The sequence below is a fragment of the Lysinibacillus xylanilyticus genome (genome assembly GCF_001708185.1).
GTDB classification, from domain to species: domain Bacteria; phylum Bacillota; class Bacilli; order Bacillales_A; family Planococcaceae; genus Lysinibacillus; species Lysinibacillus xylanilyticus_A.
This window is the reverse complement of sequence record NZ_MDDN01000007.1, coordinates 44,858-62,824: the sequence shown is the minus strand read 5'-3', so window position 1 is coordinate 62,824 and position 17,967 is coordinate 44,858. Positions and strand designations below refer to the sequence as shown.

Genomic DNA, 17,967 nt, shown 5'->3' with positions numbered 1-17,967 from the left:
ACATGAAATTATTACAATTATGGATTTTCTACCCAATTATATTAGGGATCAATTCGATTTTAATTTTTTATTTTATTAATTCAAATTTAATACCATTAGGGCTAATCTTTTTAACGATCTCTATTTTCTTACCTGCTATTATATATTTCTTTATGGTAAGAGAAACTCCTAGGGGAAATGAGCCTATAATTATTGCGGGGATTATGGCAGCAATTAGTAGTTTATATTTTTATTTGTTAAACAACCACATTATAAAAAAAGAGTCTATCAATAATATTTCGAATTTTTTGTCTTTTTATAATAACGAAAACTTGGAAATATCTTTTAGTATGACGGGTGCGAAACCTGTGTTGTCACTATGGTTTATTACTTTCCTTAGCATATTAGTAGTACATAAAATAAAACAATTCATTCTAGGGAAGAAGGTTAATTATGGATAAGGTATTAATAAATAAAAAAGTAACGTTTAATGATTATATTCGAATTTTTACAGTAGATGATATTCATTTCATTGGGAATTTAAAGAATACCGTGATTGCTGGGTTAGATCAAGAAGGAAGAAATTTAGTATCAGATATCCGAAAAGGTAAATTAGTTGAATTAGACACTAAAAATAAAAAACAACTATTTGACTTTTTGGATAAAAATGATTTTTTTATCGATCCTAATTATAAAGTTTCAAAAAATAAACATGAATTAGATATAGCTTATGTTCATGTTACAAATAAATGTAATTTGCACTGTACTGGTTGTTATTCGTTTAATGATAGTAGAAATAATGTGGAAGATTTAGAAAAGAGTGAAATCTTTTCGGTCATTGATCAATTGTGTGATGTTGGAATTAAATCTGTGGTTATTTCTGGTGGAGAACCTTTGATGAATAAGGATATACTCGAAATTCTAAATTATACGAAAAACATAAAAAAGTTAGGGGTAACTCTTATTACAAACGGAATGGTCCGAAAATTGGGTATTATAGAAAATTTACGTGGCAAAGTTGATGTAGTTAGTGTTTCTGTAGATGGTTATAGCGAAGATTATCCAACCTTTTTAAGGGATGAAGGTATTTTTGAGAGAGTTATTGGTACAGTTAAAATATTTAAAGAGTATGGATTAGATGTCTCGATATTACCGACAATTCATTCTCAAAATTCTTATCGTATTACAGAGTATTTGAAGTTGGCGGATTCATTAAAAGTACCCATTAGCTTTAGTTTACTAAGTTGTAGCACAGAAGTTTTTCGAGATTTCATTCCAAGTAAACAACAGTTGAAAGATTTAGCTGACACTATATATGGTAATGGTGCAATTATTGAAGATTCTACATTTACTGGTGATCTTGGAGTAAGAAATAATTGTGGTGCAGGAACTAGTACGATAAGTATTGGTACAGACGGTCACGTTTATCCATGTCATGCTCTTATGTATCCAGAATTTGATATGGGGAATTTATTAGAAGTTCCACTAATTGATATACTTGAACAAAATGAGATTGCACAAGAATTCCAAGAGTTATCGGTTGAAAAAATTAGCGGCTGTAGCAAGTGTGATTTAAAGTATTTTTGTGCTGGATTTTGTCGAGCGAGATCGTTCTATGATTATAATACAATTTATAAACCAGATCCGTATTGTAGTTTAAGCAAAACATATAATAAGAGAGTTTTGAGTGAGTTGAAAGCACATCTCCAACATTAGAGTGTACAGAGTCAAAGTGGCTAGTTCTTAGGCAATATTCTGTACTTTCTTCAAAACATAGTTATTGGTGATGAATGGAGGATAGCATATGCTTTCCTATTTAAATAAGGTTAAAAAAGTTCTTATCTTTTTAATTTTTTTCCTAATTCTTGGATCACTTTCTAGTGTACTTTTTGCAATAATAATTGAAAGAGCTATTGATGTAACGGTGACTGGAGAATTTAATGAATTTAAGAAAATCTTGTTTTATTTCTTATTGTTTGTAGTTGGAAGTTTTTTAGTTGGTTATATTAGTAATGTTTTAAACGCTAAATTAAATAAAAAAATAATGGTGAATTTAAGAAGGGATGTTTTTATATCCTTAATATTTTTAAAATTTGATGATTTTAAGAAGTCTAGTTCAGGAAATAAGATTTCAATTTTTGAAAATGATTTAAAAATAATTGAACGCGATTATTTCAATAGTATAGTTTCCATTATTCAAAGTCTACTCTTATTTACATTTTCTGTAATCTATTTAATTCAGATTAACTTCATATTAGCTTTGAGCATTATAATAGGAAGTATCTTATTATTAATAATACCTGTTTTATTTAGCAGGGAGCTTAATGTATTAAACAGTAAGCTTTCAGATCAAGTTGGCCAGTATTTAACTAGTATTAAAGACTACTTTACAGGAATAGAAGTCATTAAATCGAACAGTATTGAAAAGAAAGTAATAGAAGAATACACAATTTCCAATGAGAAAATGGAAGATGCACGCTATCATTTTAATAAAAAATTAGCTTTATTTGAACAAGTTTCCTTGAATAGCAGTTATATACTAGTTGTGATTTGTTTTGCCGTCGGTGGGATTTTATTATTAAATAAGGATATTTCAATTGGACAATTGATTGCTTCAGTTCAACTATTGAATAATATAATGAGTCCGGCATCAAACATTAGTCAATCTCTTATGGGTATTAAAGGGTGCACGCTACTCATTGAAAAGATTGATAACTTACTTAATAGTAAAAAAGAATCTGGATTGTCTGAAGAAATTTCCTTACCAAATTTATATTCTATTCAACTTAAAAATGTAAGTTATTCTTATGAAACGAAGGAAAATGCTTTAAGGAATCTCAATCTAACGTTGGAAAATAAAAATAAATATGCGATCGTAGGGACTAGTGGAAGTGGAAAGTCAACTATATTAAAGTTAATAACTGGTTTCATTGATTCGCTTTATATAGGTAATATTTTCTTAAATAATAAAAATATCCGCGAGATTAAGAGTGAAGAATTACTTAACTATTTTTCATACATTCATCAAGATACTTTTATATTTAATGATACGATTGAAAACAATATAACATTGTTTCAAAATTACTCTAAAGAAAAGCTCGATAAAGCTATTCGTGATGCACAACTATATGATTTAATAGAACAGCTTCCTGAACAAATGCAGTATATATGTAGTGAAGATGGATCTAACTTATCTGGTGGTGAAAAACAAAGAATTGCAATCGCTAGGGCTTTATTACGAGACTCTCCTGTTATAGTATTAGATGAAGGAACAAGAGCCTTAGATAATGGAACAGCCTCAAAAATAGAAGAAATTCTACTACATCTTAATGATAAATTAATAATTGTAGTAAGTCATAAATTAGAAGAAAATTTTTTGAATAAATTTGATCAAATAATTTGTTTACATAAAGGTGAGGTAACTGAAACAGGAAGTTTTTACGAACTTGTGAAGAAAAAGCAATTCTTCTTTAGCCTGTACAATGTATACAAATAATCAAGTTTGTTGAAAAGATTAATAAGAATTTCATCTTTCTTATCACATGAAAATTCAAATCTTGATTTTACTAAAGGTACAAATATATAGGTTTAGTTAGTGCTAATTTTTGTACAGGTACAATTCAACAATCGTAAAAATGCATTCTTTTCACTGAATGCATTTTTTTTGCTCTACTTGTAACTGAAATGATTACAAGTGAAAAAGAAGAGTAAAAGTAAAGGAATACTAGCAGTGACATCTATTAAAACGTATATCATGTGCTTAGGTTGATCTTCGTTCCAGCTGGAAACCCTCAGGAAGCCTTGCTCTGTGCGAAAGCGAAGCGTCATCATTTTTTATGATACGTTCATATTTCGTTAGAAAGTGTGTGCTATGATAATGTACATAGAGGAGGGAGTCACATGATTCGAGTTGGATTAACTGGTTGGGGTGATCATCCTTCACTTTATAGTGGAGTGACTGCCTCAAAGGAAAAATTATTCGATTATACAGGTCATTTTTTAGCGGTAGAAGTAGATACTTCTTTTTATGCCATACCTTCGATAGAGAATGTTCGGAAATGGTGTGTGGATACGCCAGAAAATTTTCGTTTTGTTGTGAAGGCCTATCAAGGGATGACTGGTCATTTACGTGGGGACATACCATTTGAATCGAAGAATGACATGTTTAATGCCTTTATCGAATGTGCTAATGAATTTAAACGTCATGGGAAGCTAGCGATGATACTTGCACAATTTCCACCTTGGTTTGATTGTCAGGCAAAAAATGTCCAATATCTTTTGTATATTAGGAAGCAGCTCGAAGGTTTTGACGTAGCTATAGAGTTTCGCAATCGGACGTGGTATGCGGACAATGTAGCGCAGCAAACGATGGATTTTTTACGAGAGCATCAATTTATTCACACGATTTGTGATGAACCACAGGCTGGCGTAGGCTCTGTACCATTTTATCCTACTGTTACTGCGACAAAGGCACTTGTACGTATTCATGGACGTAACATTCATGGGTGGCGTAATACTGGTAATGCCGAAAATTGGCGCAAGGTTCGTTTTTTATATGATTATAATAGTGAAGAATTACAGCAGCTTGGTCAGCATGTGAAACGTCTCCAATCAGAGGTACAGGATCTGTATGTATTATTCAATAATAACTCAGGGCTTCATGCTGCTAAAAATGCAAAGGAGTTACAAGGGATTTTAGCGATTAAAGATGTAGGGTTAGCGCCTAAGCAATTAAACATGTTTGAAGGGGAACTATAATGGAATTTATTCTTTTAGCGATTATTGCATTATTTTCAGGGTTAATTGGCTCATTAGTTGGGCTTGGTGGAGGAATTATCTTAGTTCCAGCAACATTATACATTGGATTAAATCTAGGGATGATGCCAGATATAACTCCCCAAAAAGTGGTTGGTTTATCTGTTGTTATGATGATTTTCACTGGACTTGCCTCAACGTTAAGCTTTATGAAATCTAAAACAGTTGATTATAAAAGCGGTTCTATATTTTTCATAGGGAGTATTCCTGGGACAATGCTGGGCGCATGGGTAAATAAGGGATTAGATCTACCATCTTTTAATTTATATTTTGGTATTTTATTGATCATTTTAGCGACGATATTACTTGTACGTGATCGATTGAAACCTGTAAAATGGTTTGTAAAAAATGGTGTGCAACAGGAATTCACGGATAATGAAGGAAATACCTTTGTATACGGCTATCCAATTTGGTTTGCCATTATATTAACATTTGGCATAGGCTTTGCCTCTGGATTATTTGGGATCGGTGGAGGCTCAATGATGGTGCCTGCTATGATTATTTTATTTTTATTCCCACCACATGTTGCAGTGGCAACATCGATGTTTATGGTCTTTCTTTCGTCGCTTGTTAACTCAGCGAGTCATATTTATTTAGGGCATGTACCATGGCTCTATACAATACCAGTTATTCCAGGGGCTTATATTGGGGCAAAGCTTGGGGCAGCATTAAACAAAAGAATTAAATCGGATACTCTTGTAGTAGCACTTCGAGTTATTTTGTTGTTATTAGGAATTCGTTCTATTATCGAGGGTTTATTGTCAACTTGATTGGAAGTGTCTAGAAAACGACTTTATACAGACATTAAGGTCTGATGAGTTATAGCACTTATACAGAAACAGAAGCTATTTTAAAGATGAGGTGGCTTTCATGCAGGAAAAAATTCATATTTTTCATACGAATGATTTGCACAGTCATTTTAAGTATTGGCCACGAATGCAAAGCTATGTGAAAGAGATGCGTATCGGGCTTACAAACCTGGGGGAAACAAGCTATTTATTTGATGTCGGAGATCATTTAGATCGGTCAAATATTTATACAGAAGCAACAGTCGGTAAGGGCAATGTGATGTTATTAAATGAAGCTGGCTATGACGTAGTGACAATTGGTAATAATGAAGGTATAACATTGTCCCATGAGGAGCTATATCATCTGTATGATGAAGCAGCTTTTGATGTTGTCGTTGCTAATGTGTATGCCTCACAAGGAACAAATCCAGCGTGGATGAAGCCGTATATTGTATTAACAACTGCTCATGGTACAAAGCTAGCAGTTATTGCAGCCACTGCTATGTTTGAAATTTATTATAAGGAATTAAACTGGGAGATGAATGAGGCACGAAGTACACTCATTCACTTAGCACTGCAGCTCCGTAAAGAAGTAGATATTATTGTTTGTCTGTCACATTTAGGGATAACAGAGGATGAGCTTTTAGCGGAGGAATGCCCAGAAATTGATGTAATATTCGGCTCACATACACATCATGTTCTCCCGAATGGAAAACTAGTGAATGGCGTTTTATTAACAGGTGGCGGTAAATTTGGACAATATACTGGTCATCTTGTTGTAGAATTTGATAAAAAAATGAGGAAGATTGTTGAAAAAAAGGATATATTAATTCATAATAAGGACTTGCCAACTGTTCAATACGAAAAAAATATTGTACAGTCTTTAGAGGAAGAAGGTAAACGATTACTTGATATTCCAGTATTCACCACGAAAAAATCGTATAACAAGGAATGGTTCCATTATTCGCAATTATCCGATTTGTTTGCGCAGGCCATTTTAGAAAAAAGTGGAGCGGACTGTGCGTTATTTAATGCGGGTATTTTTTTAGATGGTTTACCTAAAGGAACAGTGACTGCACTAGATTTGCATCGAATTTTCCCTCATCCTATAAATTTATGTACGATTGAATTATCAGTTGCTGAAATGAAAGAGATTTTTCAGGAATCTAAAAATGAAGAGTGGCCCTATATTGAGCTCAAAGGATTAGGGTTTAGAGGCGTTATCTTTGGAAAGATGCTGACTTATGGCTTTTCAATGAATGAAGATCGTCAATTACTTATCAATGGTAAGGTTGCAGATAACGATCGAATTTACAAATTAGTAACGCTGGATTTGTTTACGTTCGGTTATTTTTATCCAAGCTTTAAATATGCGAAGAAGAAATATATTTTACCAGAATTTTTACGAAATATTATGATAGATTATGGGCAAAGATTCTTTAAGCAATAGATAAAGATGCTTTAGAATGGAATGGGGAAGAGGTCATGCGTTTAATTTCAATCGATGCAGTAAAAGAAGGAATGCTATTAGGGAGAACCATTTGGAATGAGGCAGGACACCCTCTTTTAAAGAAAGACGTTGTCATTAATGCACGTATTATTCAAAGACTACAACAATTAAATACACATTATGTATATATAAATGATGAAATTTCTGAAGGTATTGAGGTAAAGGAAACCGTTCCAACTGTTATTCGAAATAAAGCAATTTCAACCATTAAAGAGTCTTTCCAATCAATCAATGGTTTAAATTCAGTAAATGCCTCTTATGTACTTGACAAGCAATCAAAAGCAATTATTTCAATTGTAGATGAGTTATTGTCTGCAATTAGTAGTAATGATGAAATTCTAACAATCCTAACAGATGCTTATTTATTTGATGAATATTTATATCAACACTCCTTTCAAGTCACTCTTTATTCGATAGCAATTGCTAAAGAGCTTGGATATTCAGTTGAGGATTTACGTTTGATTGGGATTGGCGCTTTGTTACATGATGTAGGGAAGCTGATGGTACCAAAAGAGATCCTAACTAAACCAGGGCGACTAACGAATGAGGAATTTGAAACGATGAAGCAGCATACTCGATATGGCTTTGATTTGTTACGTAATTTACATTCCATATCATTGCTTGTCGCACACTGTGCCTTCCAACATCATGAACGAATTGATGGGAGTGGCTATCCACGGGGCTTAGTTGATTTTGAAATCCATCCGTTTGCAAAAATTATTGGTGTAGCAGACGTCTTTGATGCGGTGACTACCAGTCGTGTATATCGTGAAAAAATGCTACCTTCTCAGGGCCTAGCAATTGTAGAAGCCGGCTCTGGAACTATATACGATGCACGTATTGTGCAAGCATTGAAAAAGTCTGTTGTCCATTATCCAAACGGTGTTATTTTGAAATTATCGGATGGGAGTCGAGGTATTGTATCTAGACAAAATCCATCTTGTGCAGCATTACCATGGATTCGTATTTTTGAGAAGCAAAATCAAGTATTGTCGGCTACATATGAAATTAATTTAATGGACTACCCATCCGTAACAATTGAAAGTGTTGAAGCGGATTATATACCATAGAAAATCGAATAAACATCTCCTCTTGTTCATACGTTATGGAACAGGAGGAGATTTTTTTGTTTTTCCCTCGAAAAAGGATGAAATTACGATCATATAGCAATTCTGGAAACTATCGAAAAAAGGGAAGTCGTTTAAATCGTTTAACCCTATTAATTGTATGTGTGATTGTTGGTGTTTTTTTATTTATTTATCTTCTGAATGAAAGGCTTATGCCAACCTATTTAGAATATGCGGAAGCACAAACGAACAAGATTGCCTCTTATGTTGTCAGTAATGCCACATCCAATGTTTTAGATATTGATGATATTCTTGTAGAAGTATCCCCTGGTGATAACTCTAATTTGAAATTTAATACAGAAATGATTAATCGAGTTCGTGCCGAAACAGTAAAGCAAGTAAAGATGAATTTAGAACAGGCTGAGCAAGGGGAGTTATCGCATTTACCAAATCTTGATAACATAGAATATGATTACAACAAGATAAAAGAGAAAGAAGGAATTGTTTTTTATGTACCTCTCAGCCAGGCGGCCAATATCCCTTTACTCGGGAATTTAGGACCTAAAATTCCAGTACGCTTCCATGTAATGGGTAATGTGCATAGTGATGTTACTTCTTCAATAGAGGAATATGGTATTAATAGTGCGTTTGTGAAGGTAGGAATTCATTTAGAGGTAAATGTACAAATTATTGTCCCTTTTGCTAGTAAAACCGCTATAGTTTCCCAGGATATTCCGGTAGCAATGGGCATAGTGAAGGGCCATGTGCCAAATGTTTATTCAAATGGCGATGGAGCAACACAGCCGTCAATTGAAGTCCCTCTTACTAAAGACAAATAGAAAAGTTACTGTGATAGTTGTTGGAGTTCATATATTATGTTACATTGACAACAGTGAAGATAGTTTTATAAAAATGCATATTTTTGATAGGGGCGATATTCGTATGACATCTTGTAAACCTACAAGCAAAGAAAGAGAAGAACATTTAAGAAAACCTGATTGGTTAAAAATAAAGCTTAACACAAATGATGAATATAAAGGGCTAAAGAAGCTCATGCGTGAAAAAAATCTGCATACAGTTTGTGAAGAAGCACGCTGTCCTAATATTCATGAATGCTGGGGTGAACGACGTACAGCAACAATGATGATTCTTGGGTCGGTTTGTACACGTGCTTGCCGTTTCTGTGCTGTTAAAACAGGTTTACCAAATGAGTTAGACTTAGCAGAGCCAGAACGCGTAGCAGATTCAGTAGCTATTATGAACTTAAAGCACGTTGTTATTACAATGGTAGCGCGTGATGACTTAAAGGATGGCGGTGCACAAGTATTAGCTGAAACAGTGCGTGCGATTCGTCGTAAAAGTCCGTTGACATCTGTTGAAGTATTACCATCTGATTTAGGTGGCTTGGAAGAAAATCTTCAAATTTTAATGGATTCGAAGCCAGATATTTTAAATCATAATATTGAAACAGTGCGTCGCTTAACGCCAAGAGTACGTGCACGTGCAAAATACGAGCGTTCATTAGAGTTTCTGCGTTTAGCAAAAGAAATGCAACCAGATATCCCTACGAAGTCATCTTTAATGATTGGCTTAGGGGAAACAGAGGAAGAAATTATAGAAGTTATGGACGATCTACGAGCAAATGACGTAGATATTATGACAATTGGCCAATACTTACAACCAACGAAAAAACATCTACCTGTCAAAAAGTATTATTCTCCAATAGAGTTTGGTAAACTGCGTAAAATAGCGATGGAAAAAGGTTTCAAGCATTGTGAAGCAGGTCCACTTGTACGTAGTAGCTATCATGCTGATGAACAAGTTAACGAAGCAACAAAAGCACGTCAGTTACATGCAGAACTGTAAAAACATATGTTGAAATAGAAGGTGGTGTCCCTTTGATTAATATTGAAGGATATGAATACGAGCTTATTGAAGATTACCGAGAAGCTTTTCAAGAAGAAGTGTTCAAGGAACGATACTCAGATATTTTAGCCAGATATGATTATATTGTGGGCGACTGGGGCTATAATCAATTACGCTTAAAAGGCTTTTTTGACGATAAAAACCAGAAAGCTACGTTCGATACAAAAATTAGTACACTTCAAGATTACTTATATGAGTATTGTAATTTTGGCTGTGCATTTTTCGTATTGCGCAAATCCGGTAAGTCTATTCAACAGCCAGAAGTTGTAGTGAGTGAAGCGAGCGAAGTGACAAAGCCTGTTGAGAATGAACGACTAGCAGAATAAACTTTTAAAGCCTGATGTAATTTGCATCAGGTTTTTATTTTGTAGTGATAGGTTTTTTTAAAATTGGGAATAATAATAACGTAGTTCATCAACCACATGTTATGGTGATGAGCCTGCATTTTTTGACTTTTATACTAACCTACTTATTTTATATTAAAGGTGTGTGTTGTTTAGATGAAAAAAGCTGTATTTTTGGACCGTGATGGGGTCATCAATGAAGTCTTAACGAATCGCGTTAAATTTGTGAATAAGCCTAAGGAACTTTATTTCCTGCCGCATGTTCCGGAAGCTATAAAAAAATTAAATAAATACTTTGACTATATATTTGTGGTAACCAATCAAGGTGGGGTTGGATTAGGGTATATGAAAGAAATGCAGCTTCAAAAAATACATGAGCACATGATGAAGGAATTGAAGAAGGAAGGGGCTATTATTCATGAAGTCGTATATTGTCCCCATAAACCAAAGTCGGGCTGTGCCTGCCGTAAGCCCAATAGTAAATTAATCGTTGATCTGGGTGAAAAGTATAATATTAATTTAACACAATCCTATATGGTGGGAGATACGGATACAGATATTATAGCAGGTAAAAGAGCAGGGACTAAGGGAGTATTCTTAGGTGAGAAAGATCCACTTGCTGATGCCGTTTTTCCAGATTTAATAAGTGCTGCTGATTGGATTATTAAGGATGCAACAGCATAATTCGATGTAGCAAAGCATCATCCAAGATACGTATAAATCCATTAAAAAAGGATAATTTATTTATTGGAGGTGATGAATTTGACTAAAGAAAAACGCAATAAAAAACCGTTAGACCGAGAAGAATATGGTTATGGCTTTGATATTAGTGTAGATGATTTAGCTGTCATTGGACAAAATCAACAAGCGAAAAAGCAAAATGATAATGAAAATAAAGACAAGCCTCACAATAAGGATAATCCTGCAATTGTAAATAATAATGAATAGAACAGCCCGATAGATGCTCTCCATTTAGCTGTAAATTTGAGATATTTACAAAAAAATTTCGTTTACCTTCTGCCGAACGGTGCACAAAGCTACCATATGCTTGCAGAAAGAGCGGAATTTTTTTGTATTGAATCTTTTATGGAAGCATAAAAAAAACACCCAATCAAGGGTGTTAGTTCAATAATTCACGTAAATATTCACGTAGTTCTACTGTATCTTCTTCTGTACGATTGTAAACATGTTCTAGGTAGCCCGGCTCTTCTACATCATCTGGCCCTATTATAGCAAAGCGTCCAAATTGGATATCCATGACAAGCACTTTACCAAAGAAGCGACCTGATTGCAAAATGGCTAAATCATAACGTAACTTATTTCCAGCAAAACTAACAAAGCGTGTTTTCGTATCCTCTACATCATCATATAAAAAAAAGCGTTCCATCTTTTAATCTCCTTCCAGTCCTATAGATATGGTACTATAGAAGAGAAATGACTATCAACTTTTAAAGATTTGAATGGGGGCTTTCCTTGTGTATTTTGTAGATCGTAATAAAATCACAAAAAATTTACAGTACTTAGATGGACTATTAGCTATTTTAGAGTCAGAAGATAACTGGCTAGAAAACGATATTAAGAAATTAGCAATCGAGCGAATTGGTCACAATGTGATGGAGTCGATGATGGACGTAGGAAATTTAATGATTGACGGTTTCATTATGCGTGATCCAGGAAGCTATGAGGATATTATTGATATTTTAATCGATGAAAAAGTCGTGTCATCTGAAATGGAAACACCGTTAAAAGCAGTTGTTGGCTTACGTAAAATGCTTGTTCGTGAGTTTATAGAAGTAGATATTCAAGAAGTCGTAAATGTGTTAACAGCGAGTCTACCTACCTTAAAGCAATTCTCACCAGCTGTGAATAGCTATTTAACAAATGAACTAGGCCCTGTTTCAGCATTTTTGCCAGAGGATCATCAATGAAAACGTACAAGGCATATTGCTTTGATTTAGATGGTACAGTCTACCGTGGAAAGGAAGCTATTCCTTCTGCGATTACTTTTATTCATCGTTTACAACAAGCAGGAATTGAGCCATTTTACGTAACAAACAATTCTTCTAAAACAAGAGAGCAGCTGCAGGAAGCTTTATGCGCTATTGGTGTGGGAGCACCGTTAGAGCATATTTACTCTAGTGCATTAGTTACAGCGAAATATGTAGCGTTGAATTTCCCAGGCAAAAAAGTGGCCATGTTAGGTTCTGATGGTATACGAAAAGCGTTATTTAATGAAGGCATTGAACCTATCGAGGAAGAGCCTGAAGTATTTGTCATGGGGATTGACCGAAATCTAGATTATATGGCACTTGCAAAGGCGACGATTGCCGTGCAAAATGGAGCGACGTTTATCGCAACGAATCAAGATATTAAATTTCCGACAGAATATGGATTTCTCCCGGGGAATGGGTCCTTCGCTCGATTAGTAGGTGAGGTTGCAGATGTTGAGCCCATCTACATCGGTAAGCCATCACCTGCAATGCTTGAAGTCATTGCGACAGAGCATAGCTTTGCAAAAGATGAGATGGTGATGATTGGCGATAATTATGACACAGATATAATGTGTGGCATTCGTTTTGGCTGTGACACAATCCATGTTAATACAGGTGTTACCCCAACAAAGGTTGTGCTAGAAAAAGAGCAGCAGCCTACTTATGTAGTGGAAGCTTTAGTTTAATTTCTTTCAGCAGGTGTTTGGACACCTGCTGAAAGAAGTTAAAGCCTCCGGACGCAATTATGCCGAGGCATAATTGATTAGTCTATTGGGACTAAACATAAAAAAAGGATGTTATGTCGAATTTTTTGGCATAACATCCTTTTCATATGTTCAAATTTATAAGTAGAAGGTTTTGCATTACCATAAAGGGTTATCTTCGATAAATTGATAAATAGCATTCGTCAACTCTTCAGGAGAATCTGCCTCAACTAATTCACCATTGACGATTGCGTAAAATGATTCTGAACACTTTGTACAGTAACTGAGGCAGCCATATTCCAAAACGTCAATGTTAGGATCGCGCTCTAGTATTTCAAAAGTTTTTTGAGAGCCATTTGCCAAATTACTTATACAAAATTCAACCATTGGATTCATACATGTCACCTCACCAAAGTAATGCTACTCGCTTTTAAAACATTCGTCAATGATTTAAATTTATCATGAATAACAGCAAATACTAAGTGCTAAATTAGGACGTAAACAAAAATTAGCTACAGAGACAAGTGATTTGTGCAAGAATAAAGTAACAGTAAACAATATATTTGGCGTATTTTAAGTAGTAAATGATGCAAAAATCGTTAGAAAAGAGCAAGTTATCAGTCATTTTGTGAAATCTTTCACAAAATTGCATTCTGATATTGTGAAACTTCTCACAATCGGTTATACTCATTTGTGGATACTTTGTGAACAATTATTACAAGAGATATAAAAGGAGACTATTATGGGTAAATTAGTACTTTTAGGTGGCGGCTACGGCAATATGCGTCTTATGCTTCGATTATTACCAAACATTCCATTAGACACAGAAGTTGTGCTAGTAGACAGAGCCCCTTTCCATAGTTTAAAAACAGAATTTTACGCATTAGCAGCAGGGACTGCAACAGATAAAGAAATTCGTGTAGATTTCCCAGAGCATGAACGTTTATCGGCTGTCTATGGAGAAGTCGTTGAAATTAATCGTGCGGAAAAAGTAGTCATTCTAGAAGATGGTCAACGTATTGAATATGATGATTTAGTAATTGGTCTTGGCTGTGAGGATAAATATCATGGTGTACCAGGTGCAGAGGAGTACACATATAGCATTCAGACAATGGCGAAATCACGTTCAACATTCCAATCACTTTGTGGTTTACCAGCAGGCTCTACAGTCGGAATTGTAGGTGCTGGCTTAAGTGGTATTGAGCTTGCAAGTGAGCTACGTGAAAGTCGATCAGATTTAAAAATAAAGCTATTCGACCGTGGTCCTCGTATTTTGAAGGACTTCCCAGAAAAGTTAAGTAAATACGTGAAAGACTGGTTTGTGAAACATAATGTTGAAGTCATTGCCAATTCAAATATTACAAAAATTGAGCAAGGTAAAATTTACAATCACGAAGAAGAAATTGCACTCGATACTGTAGTTTGGACTGCTGGTGTACAGCCTGTCAAAATTGTTCGCGATTTGGAAGTTGAAAAAGATAAACAAGGTCGTCCACTTGTAACACAATATTTCAATCTTCTTGATGATGAGCATGTATATGTTGTAGGTGACTGCGCTGCTTCAGATTTACCTCCAACTGCTCAGTTAGCTGAGGAGCAAGCAGAACAAATCGTCAAAGTCCTTCGCATGCGTTGGAAAGGCGAAAACTTACCTGAGAAAATGCCTGACATTAAATTAAAAGGTTTCATGGGGGCCCTTGGTAAAAAACAAGGCTTTGTCTATTTAGCAGATACAACAGTAACAGGACGTATTGCTCGCTTGATGAAATCAGGATTATTATGGTATTACAAACGTCAAAATGATTAATTAGATGGATCTTCGTTGAGCCTTATAAAAAGGGATTGTTTCGAAATAAATTTCGAAGCAATCCCTTACTTTTTATCCTGTATTAACGGGCAGCAATTTATCTGTACCGAAAGCAAAGATTTCACTTCAAAATTCATCGAAAGCTAAGAAATTAGGCGGAAGATGAACAGCCCGTAAAGACCCGATTGGTTAGGGGCAACAGGATGTTGGTCACACAAGGGTTTTCACAGGATGTGAAGGTTTTAGCTTGTGTTCATTTATCTAGTGGGGATAAAGAACCCTACTAATTAAAATTTCACTTTATACAGTTTCGTCTGGCGTGAAGCCTAAGTTTTCAAGTGTTGTGAATACAGGCTTTAACTGCACATAGCCTTCCCCTACGACTTCATCATTTATAAGAACAAGAGGATAGAAAAATTCATCTTCCTGAATACGTGTAGCATAGTCTTGATCGCGCTCATTCTCAATTGGTCCTTCTATATCGATATAGCGAATATCATATGCTTGGTTTGGATATTTTCGATCTATGGCCGCTTGTAGCCACTCATATGTATCCTTTGAAGATGGCGCATTGACACAGCTCGCGCAAATTACTGCTGTTCCATAAATTTCAATCATCGGTTTCGTTTGTCCCATAGTATTTCCTCTCCTTGTGATTCTATATTGGATTTTTTCTGTTGCTAACATTATAATCATTATAAGGAAAGGAGTCGAGACAAATGGCTGAAGCAACAATTAACGACCAAGTTCAAGAAGTATTAGATAAATTACGCCCATTCTTACTACGTGACGGTGGAGACTGTGAATTAGTAGATGTAGAAGACGGCATTGTAAAATTACGTTTATTAGGTGCATGTGGCAGTTGCCCAAGTTCAACAATTACACTGAAAGCTGGTATCGAACGTGCATTATTAGAAGAAGTACCAGGTATAATTGAAGTTGAGCAAGTATTCTAATCGATTGATTATAAAAAAGTTCTAGCTGATTTCTCAGACTAGAACTTTTTTTCTTATATTTGGCGAGCGTGTTCTTTTTCCTCGCGAATAATTGCCCATTGTTCTTTAGCCATATCAATTATTTTTGCTTCTCCGCCATGACTTTGCTTTTCAATAACTTTTGAAAAGAAGCGTGTCGCATTTTCTAAATCACCGATACGTCGTGATAATTCGGCAATCATATACATAATTCGTACGTCTGACATTTGAGTTGAGCTATAATCCTCAGTCGAATAAGAATCCATATAGTAATCTCTAGCCATTGTCATAAAGCGTTGTTCTTGACCTTCGTTTTTAAGTGAACGATATAACCAGGCAAGACGTAAGGTAAGTCCTGCTATTGCGACAAATTTTTCTTTTTTTATTGTAGCGCAAAGAAATGCTAATTTATAAGCTTGTATCGCTTGGAATACAGTGCGCTCTCCTTTAAAATCATGATGAACCCATTTTTCAGTAATGTGCGCGCGAATTTCATCCTGTGTGCCAGGCGCAAAATATTTTGTAAAGTCTTCTGTAAATGAAAAGCCGCAATGCTCACAAACAAATACATTATAATAAAGGGCATTTACACCGTCTGCATAGATAGGGTGAAAATCTGTTTCTGTATGATCTACTTTTATGAATTTAGAGCGTACTTTTAATGTTGGAAATTCTTTTTGACAATTATGACATTGAATTTTTTTTTCGTAATAAGGTGAAATCTCCATATTTTATACCTCTTTCATTGACTTAGTATAACTATTATACCAATGTAGTTTTTATAAACATGAATAAAAAATACCTATAATGTGAAAAATATTAGAATTTTTACTAAAAATCCTCTTGAGCTGAATGTTTGTCATACAATAGTCAAAATTGATATGATAATAAATAAGGAAGGTGATTGGGATGACAAGTAAGCAAGTAATTGAAGTTACTGAAGCTGCAATCTTTCATATTAATGAAATGATGGAGCACAATGAAGAGCAAGGATCTTTTTTACGTGTAGTTGTTAATGGTGGCGGATGCAGCGGTCTATCGTATGGCATGCATTTTGATAAAGAGAAAAAAGAAGATGATTTTGAAGATATACAACATGGTTTAACAATTCTTGTTTCCCGTGAAGATGCGCCGATTTTAATGGGAACAAAAATTGACTATAAACAATCGCTAATGGGTGGTGGCTTCACCATCGATAATCCAAATGCAATCGCATCATGCGGCTGTGGCACGTCTTTCAAAACAGCAAAACGTGAAGGTACACCTGAGATTTGTGATTAATAAGCGTTTATCTATAAGTATAGGATGCATAATGAATCACAGCTAAAAGGTATGTACACAATTCCAAAAATAGATAAAAACAACCCTAAATTAGGCTAAAAAGGGTTGTGAATAACGAGCTTCTTTGATTTGTCATGTTGCAAAACATGATAAATGAGGGAGGCTTTTTTTAACTTTAATTGATTGGAAAGTTGAATCGTTGCAGAGTAAGCTCTTCATTAAATTATAATATGGTCACATTACATCAATAAAAGTTTATAATTTCTTTTCAAAGAAGGTTAAAGATAATTGTTCATTTACTGTAACTTCTTTAGTTTTTTCAAAGCCATTCTTTAGATAGAAATTAACTGCAGGAGTGTTTTTCGAACCAGTTGCCACTTTTACTTTTTTAACATCAAAATTACTTATTACGAAATTTAAAAGAAGCTGGGCAATTCCTTTTCTAAAATGGTTCGGATGTACAATTAATCTGTGTATATTAGCAATATTGTCATCTTCTACTTTTAATGATATTGCGCCACAAAGCTCTGTATTTTCATAATAACCAAAGAAAGTTTCTTCGCATTTTTGTAATGTATCAACAGTGTCTTTCAATGGAGGTATTTCATAGTAGCCGATTATTTTAGCTTCTACTTCATAAGATGGTATTTGAATAGATAATACTTCTTTAGCGTTATTTCTATTGCTAATGTCAATTAATTTAATCAATGTAACCCCCCATTCCTTTTCCTAAATTTCTGCAGTTTTTTATACAGAATATTTATTATATTGAAAATTATAA

At 34.5% G+C, this 17,967-nt stretch carries 22 protein-coding genes; 17 read left to right on the top strand and 5 right to left on the bottom strand.

The genetic code is table 11. From position 1 onward, the window contains the following. Positions 1–2 precede the first annotated feature (2 nt). From BFJ97_RS14350 to BFJ97_RS14295, 12 genes are all read left to right on the top strand, one after another. Positions 3–440, top strand: a complete 438-nt coding sequence (locus BFJ97_RS14350) for a hypothetical protein (RefSeq protein ID WP_068985338.1) — start codon at positions 3–5, stop codon at positions 438–440. Beyond that, on the top strand, positions 433–1,695 hold the full coding sequence (locus BFJ97_RS14345) for a radical SAM/SPASM domain-containing protein (RefSeq protein ID WP_068985337.1): 1,263 nt from the start codon (positions 433–435) through the stop codon (positions 1,693–1,695). Before BFJ97_RS14350 ends, BFJ97_RS14345 begins: the two co-directional genes overlap by 8 nt. 88 nt (positions 1,696–1,783) lie before the next feature. Beyond that, a complete protein-coding gene (locus tag BFJ97_RS14340) occupies positions 1,784–3,475 on the top strand; it encodes an ABC transporter ATP-binding protein (RefSeq protein ID WP_068985336.1) in 1,692 nt (563 codons plus the stop codon). A 404-nt stretch (positions 3,476–3,879) separates the two neighbouring features. Then, positions 3,880–4,737 (top strand): DUF72 domain-containing protein, encoded by an 858-nt coding sequence (locus BFJ97_RS14335; RefSeq protein ID WP_068985335.1) that lies wholly within the window; start codon positions 3,880–3,882, stop codon positions 4,735–4,737. After that, on the top strand, positions 4,737–5,564 hold the full coding sequence (locus BFJ97_RS14330; protein ID WP_068985334.1) for a sulfite exporter TauE/SafE family protein: 828 nt from the start codon (positions 4,737–4,739) through the stop codon (positions 5,562–5,564). Before BFJ97_RS14335 ends, BFJ97_RS14330 begins: the two co-directional genes overlap by 1 nt. Before the next feature lie 100 nt (positions 5,565–5,664). Next, a complete protein-coding gene (locus BFJ97_RS14325) occupies positions 5,665–7,032 on the top strand; it encodes a bifunctional metallophosphatase/5'-nucleotidase (RefSeq protein ID WP_068985333.1) in 1,368 nt (455 codons plus the stop codon). A gap of 35 nt (positions 7,033–7,067) precedes the next feature. Further along, a complete protein-coding gene (locus BFJ97_RS14320) occupies positions 7,068–8,162 on the top strand; it encodes an HD-GYP domain-containing protein (RefSeq protein ID WP_068985332.1) in 1,095 nt (364 codons plus the stop codon). A gap of 35 nt (positions 8,163–8,197) precedes the next feature. Then, the gene (gene yunB, locus BFJ97_RS14315) at positions 8,198–8,998 is read left to right on the top strand and encodes a sporulation protein YunB (RefSeq protein WP_068985331.1); all 801 of its coding nucleotides are present in this window, start codon (positions 8,198–8,200) and stop codon (positions 8,996–8,998) included. A gap of 103 nt (positions 8,999–9,101) precedes the next feature. Beyond that, positions 9,102–10,025, top strand: a complete 924-nt coding sequence (gene lipA, locus BFJ97_RS14310; protein ID WP_068985330.1) for a lipoyl synthase — start codon at positions 9,102–9,104, stop codon at positions 10,023–10,025. Positions 10,026–10,057: 32 nt separating this feature from the next. Continuing rightward, positions 10,058–10,411: a YutD family protein gene (locus tag BFJ97_RS14305; protein ID WP_068985329.1), complete on the top strand. Its 354-nt coding sequence runs from the start codon at positions 10,058–10,060 to the stop codon at positions 10,409–10,411. 174 nt (positions 10,412–10,585) lie between these two features. Beyond that, entirely contained in the window at positions 10,586–11,113 is a 528-nt protein-coding gene (locus BFJ97_RS14300; protein ID WP_068985328.1) for a D-glycero-alpha-D-manno-heptose-1,7-bisphosphate 7-phosphatase, read from the top strand. A gap of 72 nt (positions 11,114–11,185) precedes the next feature. Continuing rightward, the gene (locus tag BFJ97_RS14295; RefSeq protein ID WP_175401764.1) at positions 11,186–11,377 is read left to right on the top strand and encodes a hypothetical protein; all 192 of its coding nucleotides are present in this window, start codon (positions 11,186–11,188) and stop codon (positions 11,375–11,377) included. 172 nt (positions 11,378–11,549) lie between these two features. On the opposite strand, the gene BFJ97_RS14290 is transcribed toward BFJ97_RS14295, so the two are convergent. Beyond that, complete coding sequence (locus tag BFJ97_RS14290; protein WP_068985326.1) at positions 11,550–11,816, bottom strand: DUF3055 domain-containing protein; 267 nt, start codon at positions 11,814–11,816, stop codon at positions 11,550–11,552. Between the two features lie 88 nt (positions 11,817–11,904). Here BFJ97_RS14290 and BFJ97_RS14285 point away from each other — a divergent pair, with 88 nt between their 5' ends. After that, positions 11,905–12,357 (top strand): DUF86 domain-containing protein, encoded by a 453-nt coding sequence (locus BFJ97_RS14285; protein ID WP_068985325.1) that lies wholly within the window; start codon positions 11,905–11,907, stop codon positions 12,355–12,357. After that, positions 12,354–13,106, top strand: a complete 753-nt coding sequence (locus tag BFJ97_RS14280; RefSeq protein ID WP_068985324.1) for a TIGR01457 family HAD-type hydrolase — start codon at positions 12,354–12,356, stop codon at positions 13,104–13,106. The genes BFJ97_RS14285 and BFJ97_RS14280 overlap by 4 nt, the downstream gene beginning before the upstream one ends. Before the next feature lie 177 nt (positions 13,107–13,283). Here BFJ97_RS14280 and BFJ97_RS14275 read toward each other — a convergent pair whose 3' ends face one another. Continuing rightward, positions 13,284–13,520 carry a YuzB family protein gene (locus tag BFJ97_RS14275; RefSeq protein ID WP_068985323.1) on the bottom strand — a complete coding sequence of 79 codons (237 nt, stop codon included), beginning with the start codon at positions 13,518–13,520 and terminating at the stop codon, positions 13,284–13,286. 346 nt (positions 13,521–13,866) lie between these two features. Here BFJ97_RS14275 and BFJ97_RS14270 point away from each other — a divergent pair, with 346 nt between their 5' ends. After that, positions 13,867–14,931: an NAD(P)/FAD-dependent oxidoreductase gene (locus BFJ97_RS14270; RefSeq protein ID WP_068985322.1), complete on the top strand. Its 1,065-nt coding sequence runs from the start codon at positions 13,867–13,869 to the stop codon at positions 14,929–14,931. 300 nt (positions 14,932–15,231) lie between these two features. Here BFJ97_RS14270 and BFJ97_RS14265 read toward each other — a convergent pair whose 3' ends face one another. Further along, positions 15,232–15,567: a YuzD family protein gene (locus BFJ97_RS14265; RefSeq protein ID WP_068985321.1), complete on the bottom strand. Its 336-nt coding sequence runs from the start codon at positions 15,565–15,567 to the stop codon at positions 15,232–15,234. 83 nt (positions 15,568–15,650) lie between these two features. Here BFJ97_RS14265 and BFJ97_RS14260 point away from each other — a divergent pair, with 83 nt between their 5' ends. Beyond that, complete coding sequence (locus BFJ97_RS14260) at positions 15,651–15,887, top strand: NifU family protein (protein ID WP_010857481.1); 237 nt, start codon at positions 15,651–15,653, stop codon at positions 15,885–15,887. Positions 15,888–15,940: 53 nt separating this feature from the next. On the opposite strand, the gene BFJ97_RS14255 is transcribed toward BFJ97_RS14260, so the two are convergent. Then, positions 15,941–16,633, bottom strand: a complete 693-nt coding sequence (locus tag BFJ97_RS14255; protein ID WP_068985320.1) for a DUF2225 domain-containing protein — start codon at positions 16,631–16,633, stop codon at positions 15,941–15,943. Positions 16,634–16,814: 181 nt separating this feature from the next. Here BFJ97_RS14255 and BFJ97_RS14250 point away from each other — a divergent pair, with 181 nt between their 5' ends. Further along, positions 16,815–17,186: a HesB/IscA family protein gene (locus BFJ97_RS14250; RefSeq protein ID WP_068985319.1), complete on the top strand. Its 372-nt coding sequence runs from the start codon at positions 16,815–16,817 to the stop codon at positions 17,184–17,186. Positions 17,187–17,441: 255 nt separating this feature from the next. Here the strand turns inward: BFJ97_RS14250 and BFJ97_RS14245 are convergent, their stop codons facing one another. Beyond that, positions 17,442–17,894 carry a GNAT family N-acetyltransferase gene (locus tag BFJ97_RS14245; protein WP_068985318.1) on the bottom strand — a complete coding sequence of 151 codons (453 nt, stop codon included), beginning with the start codon at positions 17,892–17,894 and terminating at the stop codon, positions 17,442–17,444. Positions 17,895–17,967: the final 73 nt, after the last annotated feature.

Coding starts and splice junctions, on each gene's coding strand:
- yunB (WP_068985331.1), top strand. CDS start 8,198: ATGGAACAGGAGGAGATTTTTTTGTTTTTCCCTCGAAAAAGGATGAAA.
- BFJ97_RS14325 (WP_068985333.1), top strand. CDS start 5,665: ATGCAGGAAAAAATTCATATTTTTCATACGAATGATTTGCACAGTCAT.
- BFJ97_RS14330 (WP_068985334.1), top strand. CDS start 4,737: ATGGAATTTATTCTTTTAGCGATTATTGCATTATTTTCAGGGTTAATT.
- BFJ97_RS14275 (WP_068985323.1), bottom strand. CDS start 13,520: ATGAATCCAATGGTTGAATTTTGTATAAGTAATTTGGCAAATGGCTCT.
- BFJ97_RS14320 (WP_068985332.1), top strand. CDS start 7,068: ATGCGTTTAATTTCAATCGATGCAGTAAAAGAAGGAATGCTATTAGGG.
- BFJ97_RS14270 (WP_068985322.1), top strand. CDS start 13,867: ATGGGTAAATTAGTACTTTTAGGTGGCGGCTACGGCAATATGCGTCTT.
- BFJ97_RS14290 (WP_068985326.1), bottom strand. CDS start 11,816: ATGGAACGCTTTTTTTTATATGATGATGTAGAGGATACGAAAACACGC.
- BFJ97_RS14280 (WP_068985324.1), top strand. CDS start 12,354: ATGAAAACGTACAAGGCATATTGCTTTGATTTAGATGGTACAGTCTAC.
- BFJ97_RS14340 (WP_068985336.1), top strand. CDS start 1,784: ATGCTTTCCTATTTAAATAAGGTTAAAAAAGTTCTTATCTTTTTAATT.
- BFJ97_RS14250 (WP_068985319.1), top strand. CDS start 16,815: ATGACAAGTAAGCAAGTAATTGAAGTTACTGAAGCTGCAATCTTTCAT.
- BFJ97_RS14295 (WP_175401764.1), top strand. CDS start 11,186: ATGAATTTGACTAAAGAAAAACGCAATAAAAAACCGTTAGACCGAGAA.
- BFJ97_RS14255 (WP_068985320.1), bottom strand. CDS start 16,633: ATGGAGATTTCACCTTATTACGAAAAAAAAATTCAATGTCATAATTGT.
- lipA (WP_068985330.1), top strand. CDS start 9,102: ATGACATCTTGTAAACCTACAAGCAAAGAAAGAGAAGAACATTTAAGA.
- BFJ97_RS14265 (WP_068985321.1), bottom strand. CDS start 15,567: ATGGGACAAACGAAACCGATGATTGAAATTTATGGAACAGCAGTAATT.
- BFJ97_RS14300 (WP_068985328.1), top strand. CDS start 10,586: ATGAAAAAAGCTGTATTTTTGGACCGTGATGGGGTCATCAATGAAGTC.
- BFJ97_RS14260 (WP_010857481.1), top strand. CDS start 15,651: ATGGCTGAAGCAACAATTAACGACCAAGTTCAAGAAGTATTAGATAAA.
- BFJ97_RS14335 (WP_068985335.1), top strand. CDS start 3,880: ATGATTCGAGTTGGATTAACTGGTTGGGGTGATCATCCTTCACTTTAT.
- BFJ97_RS14345 (WP_068985337.1), top strand. CDS start 433: ATGGATAAGGTATTAATAAATAAAAAAGTAACGTTTAATGATTATATT.
- BFJ97_RS14350 (WP_068985338.1), top strand. CDS start 3: ATGAAATTATTACAATTATGGATTTTCTACCCAATTATATTAGGGATC.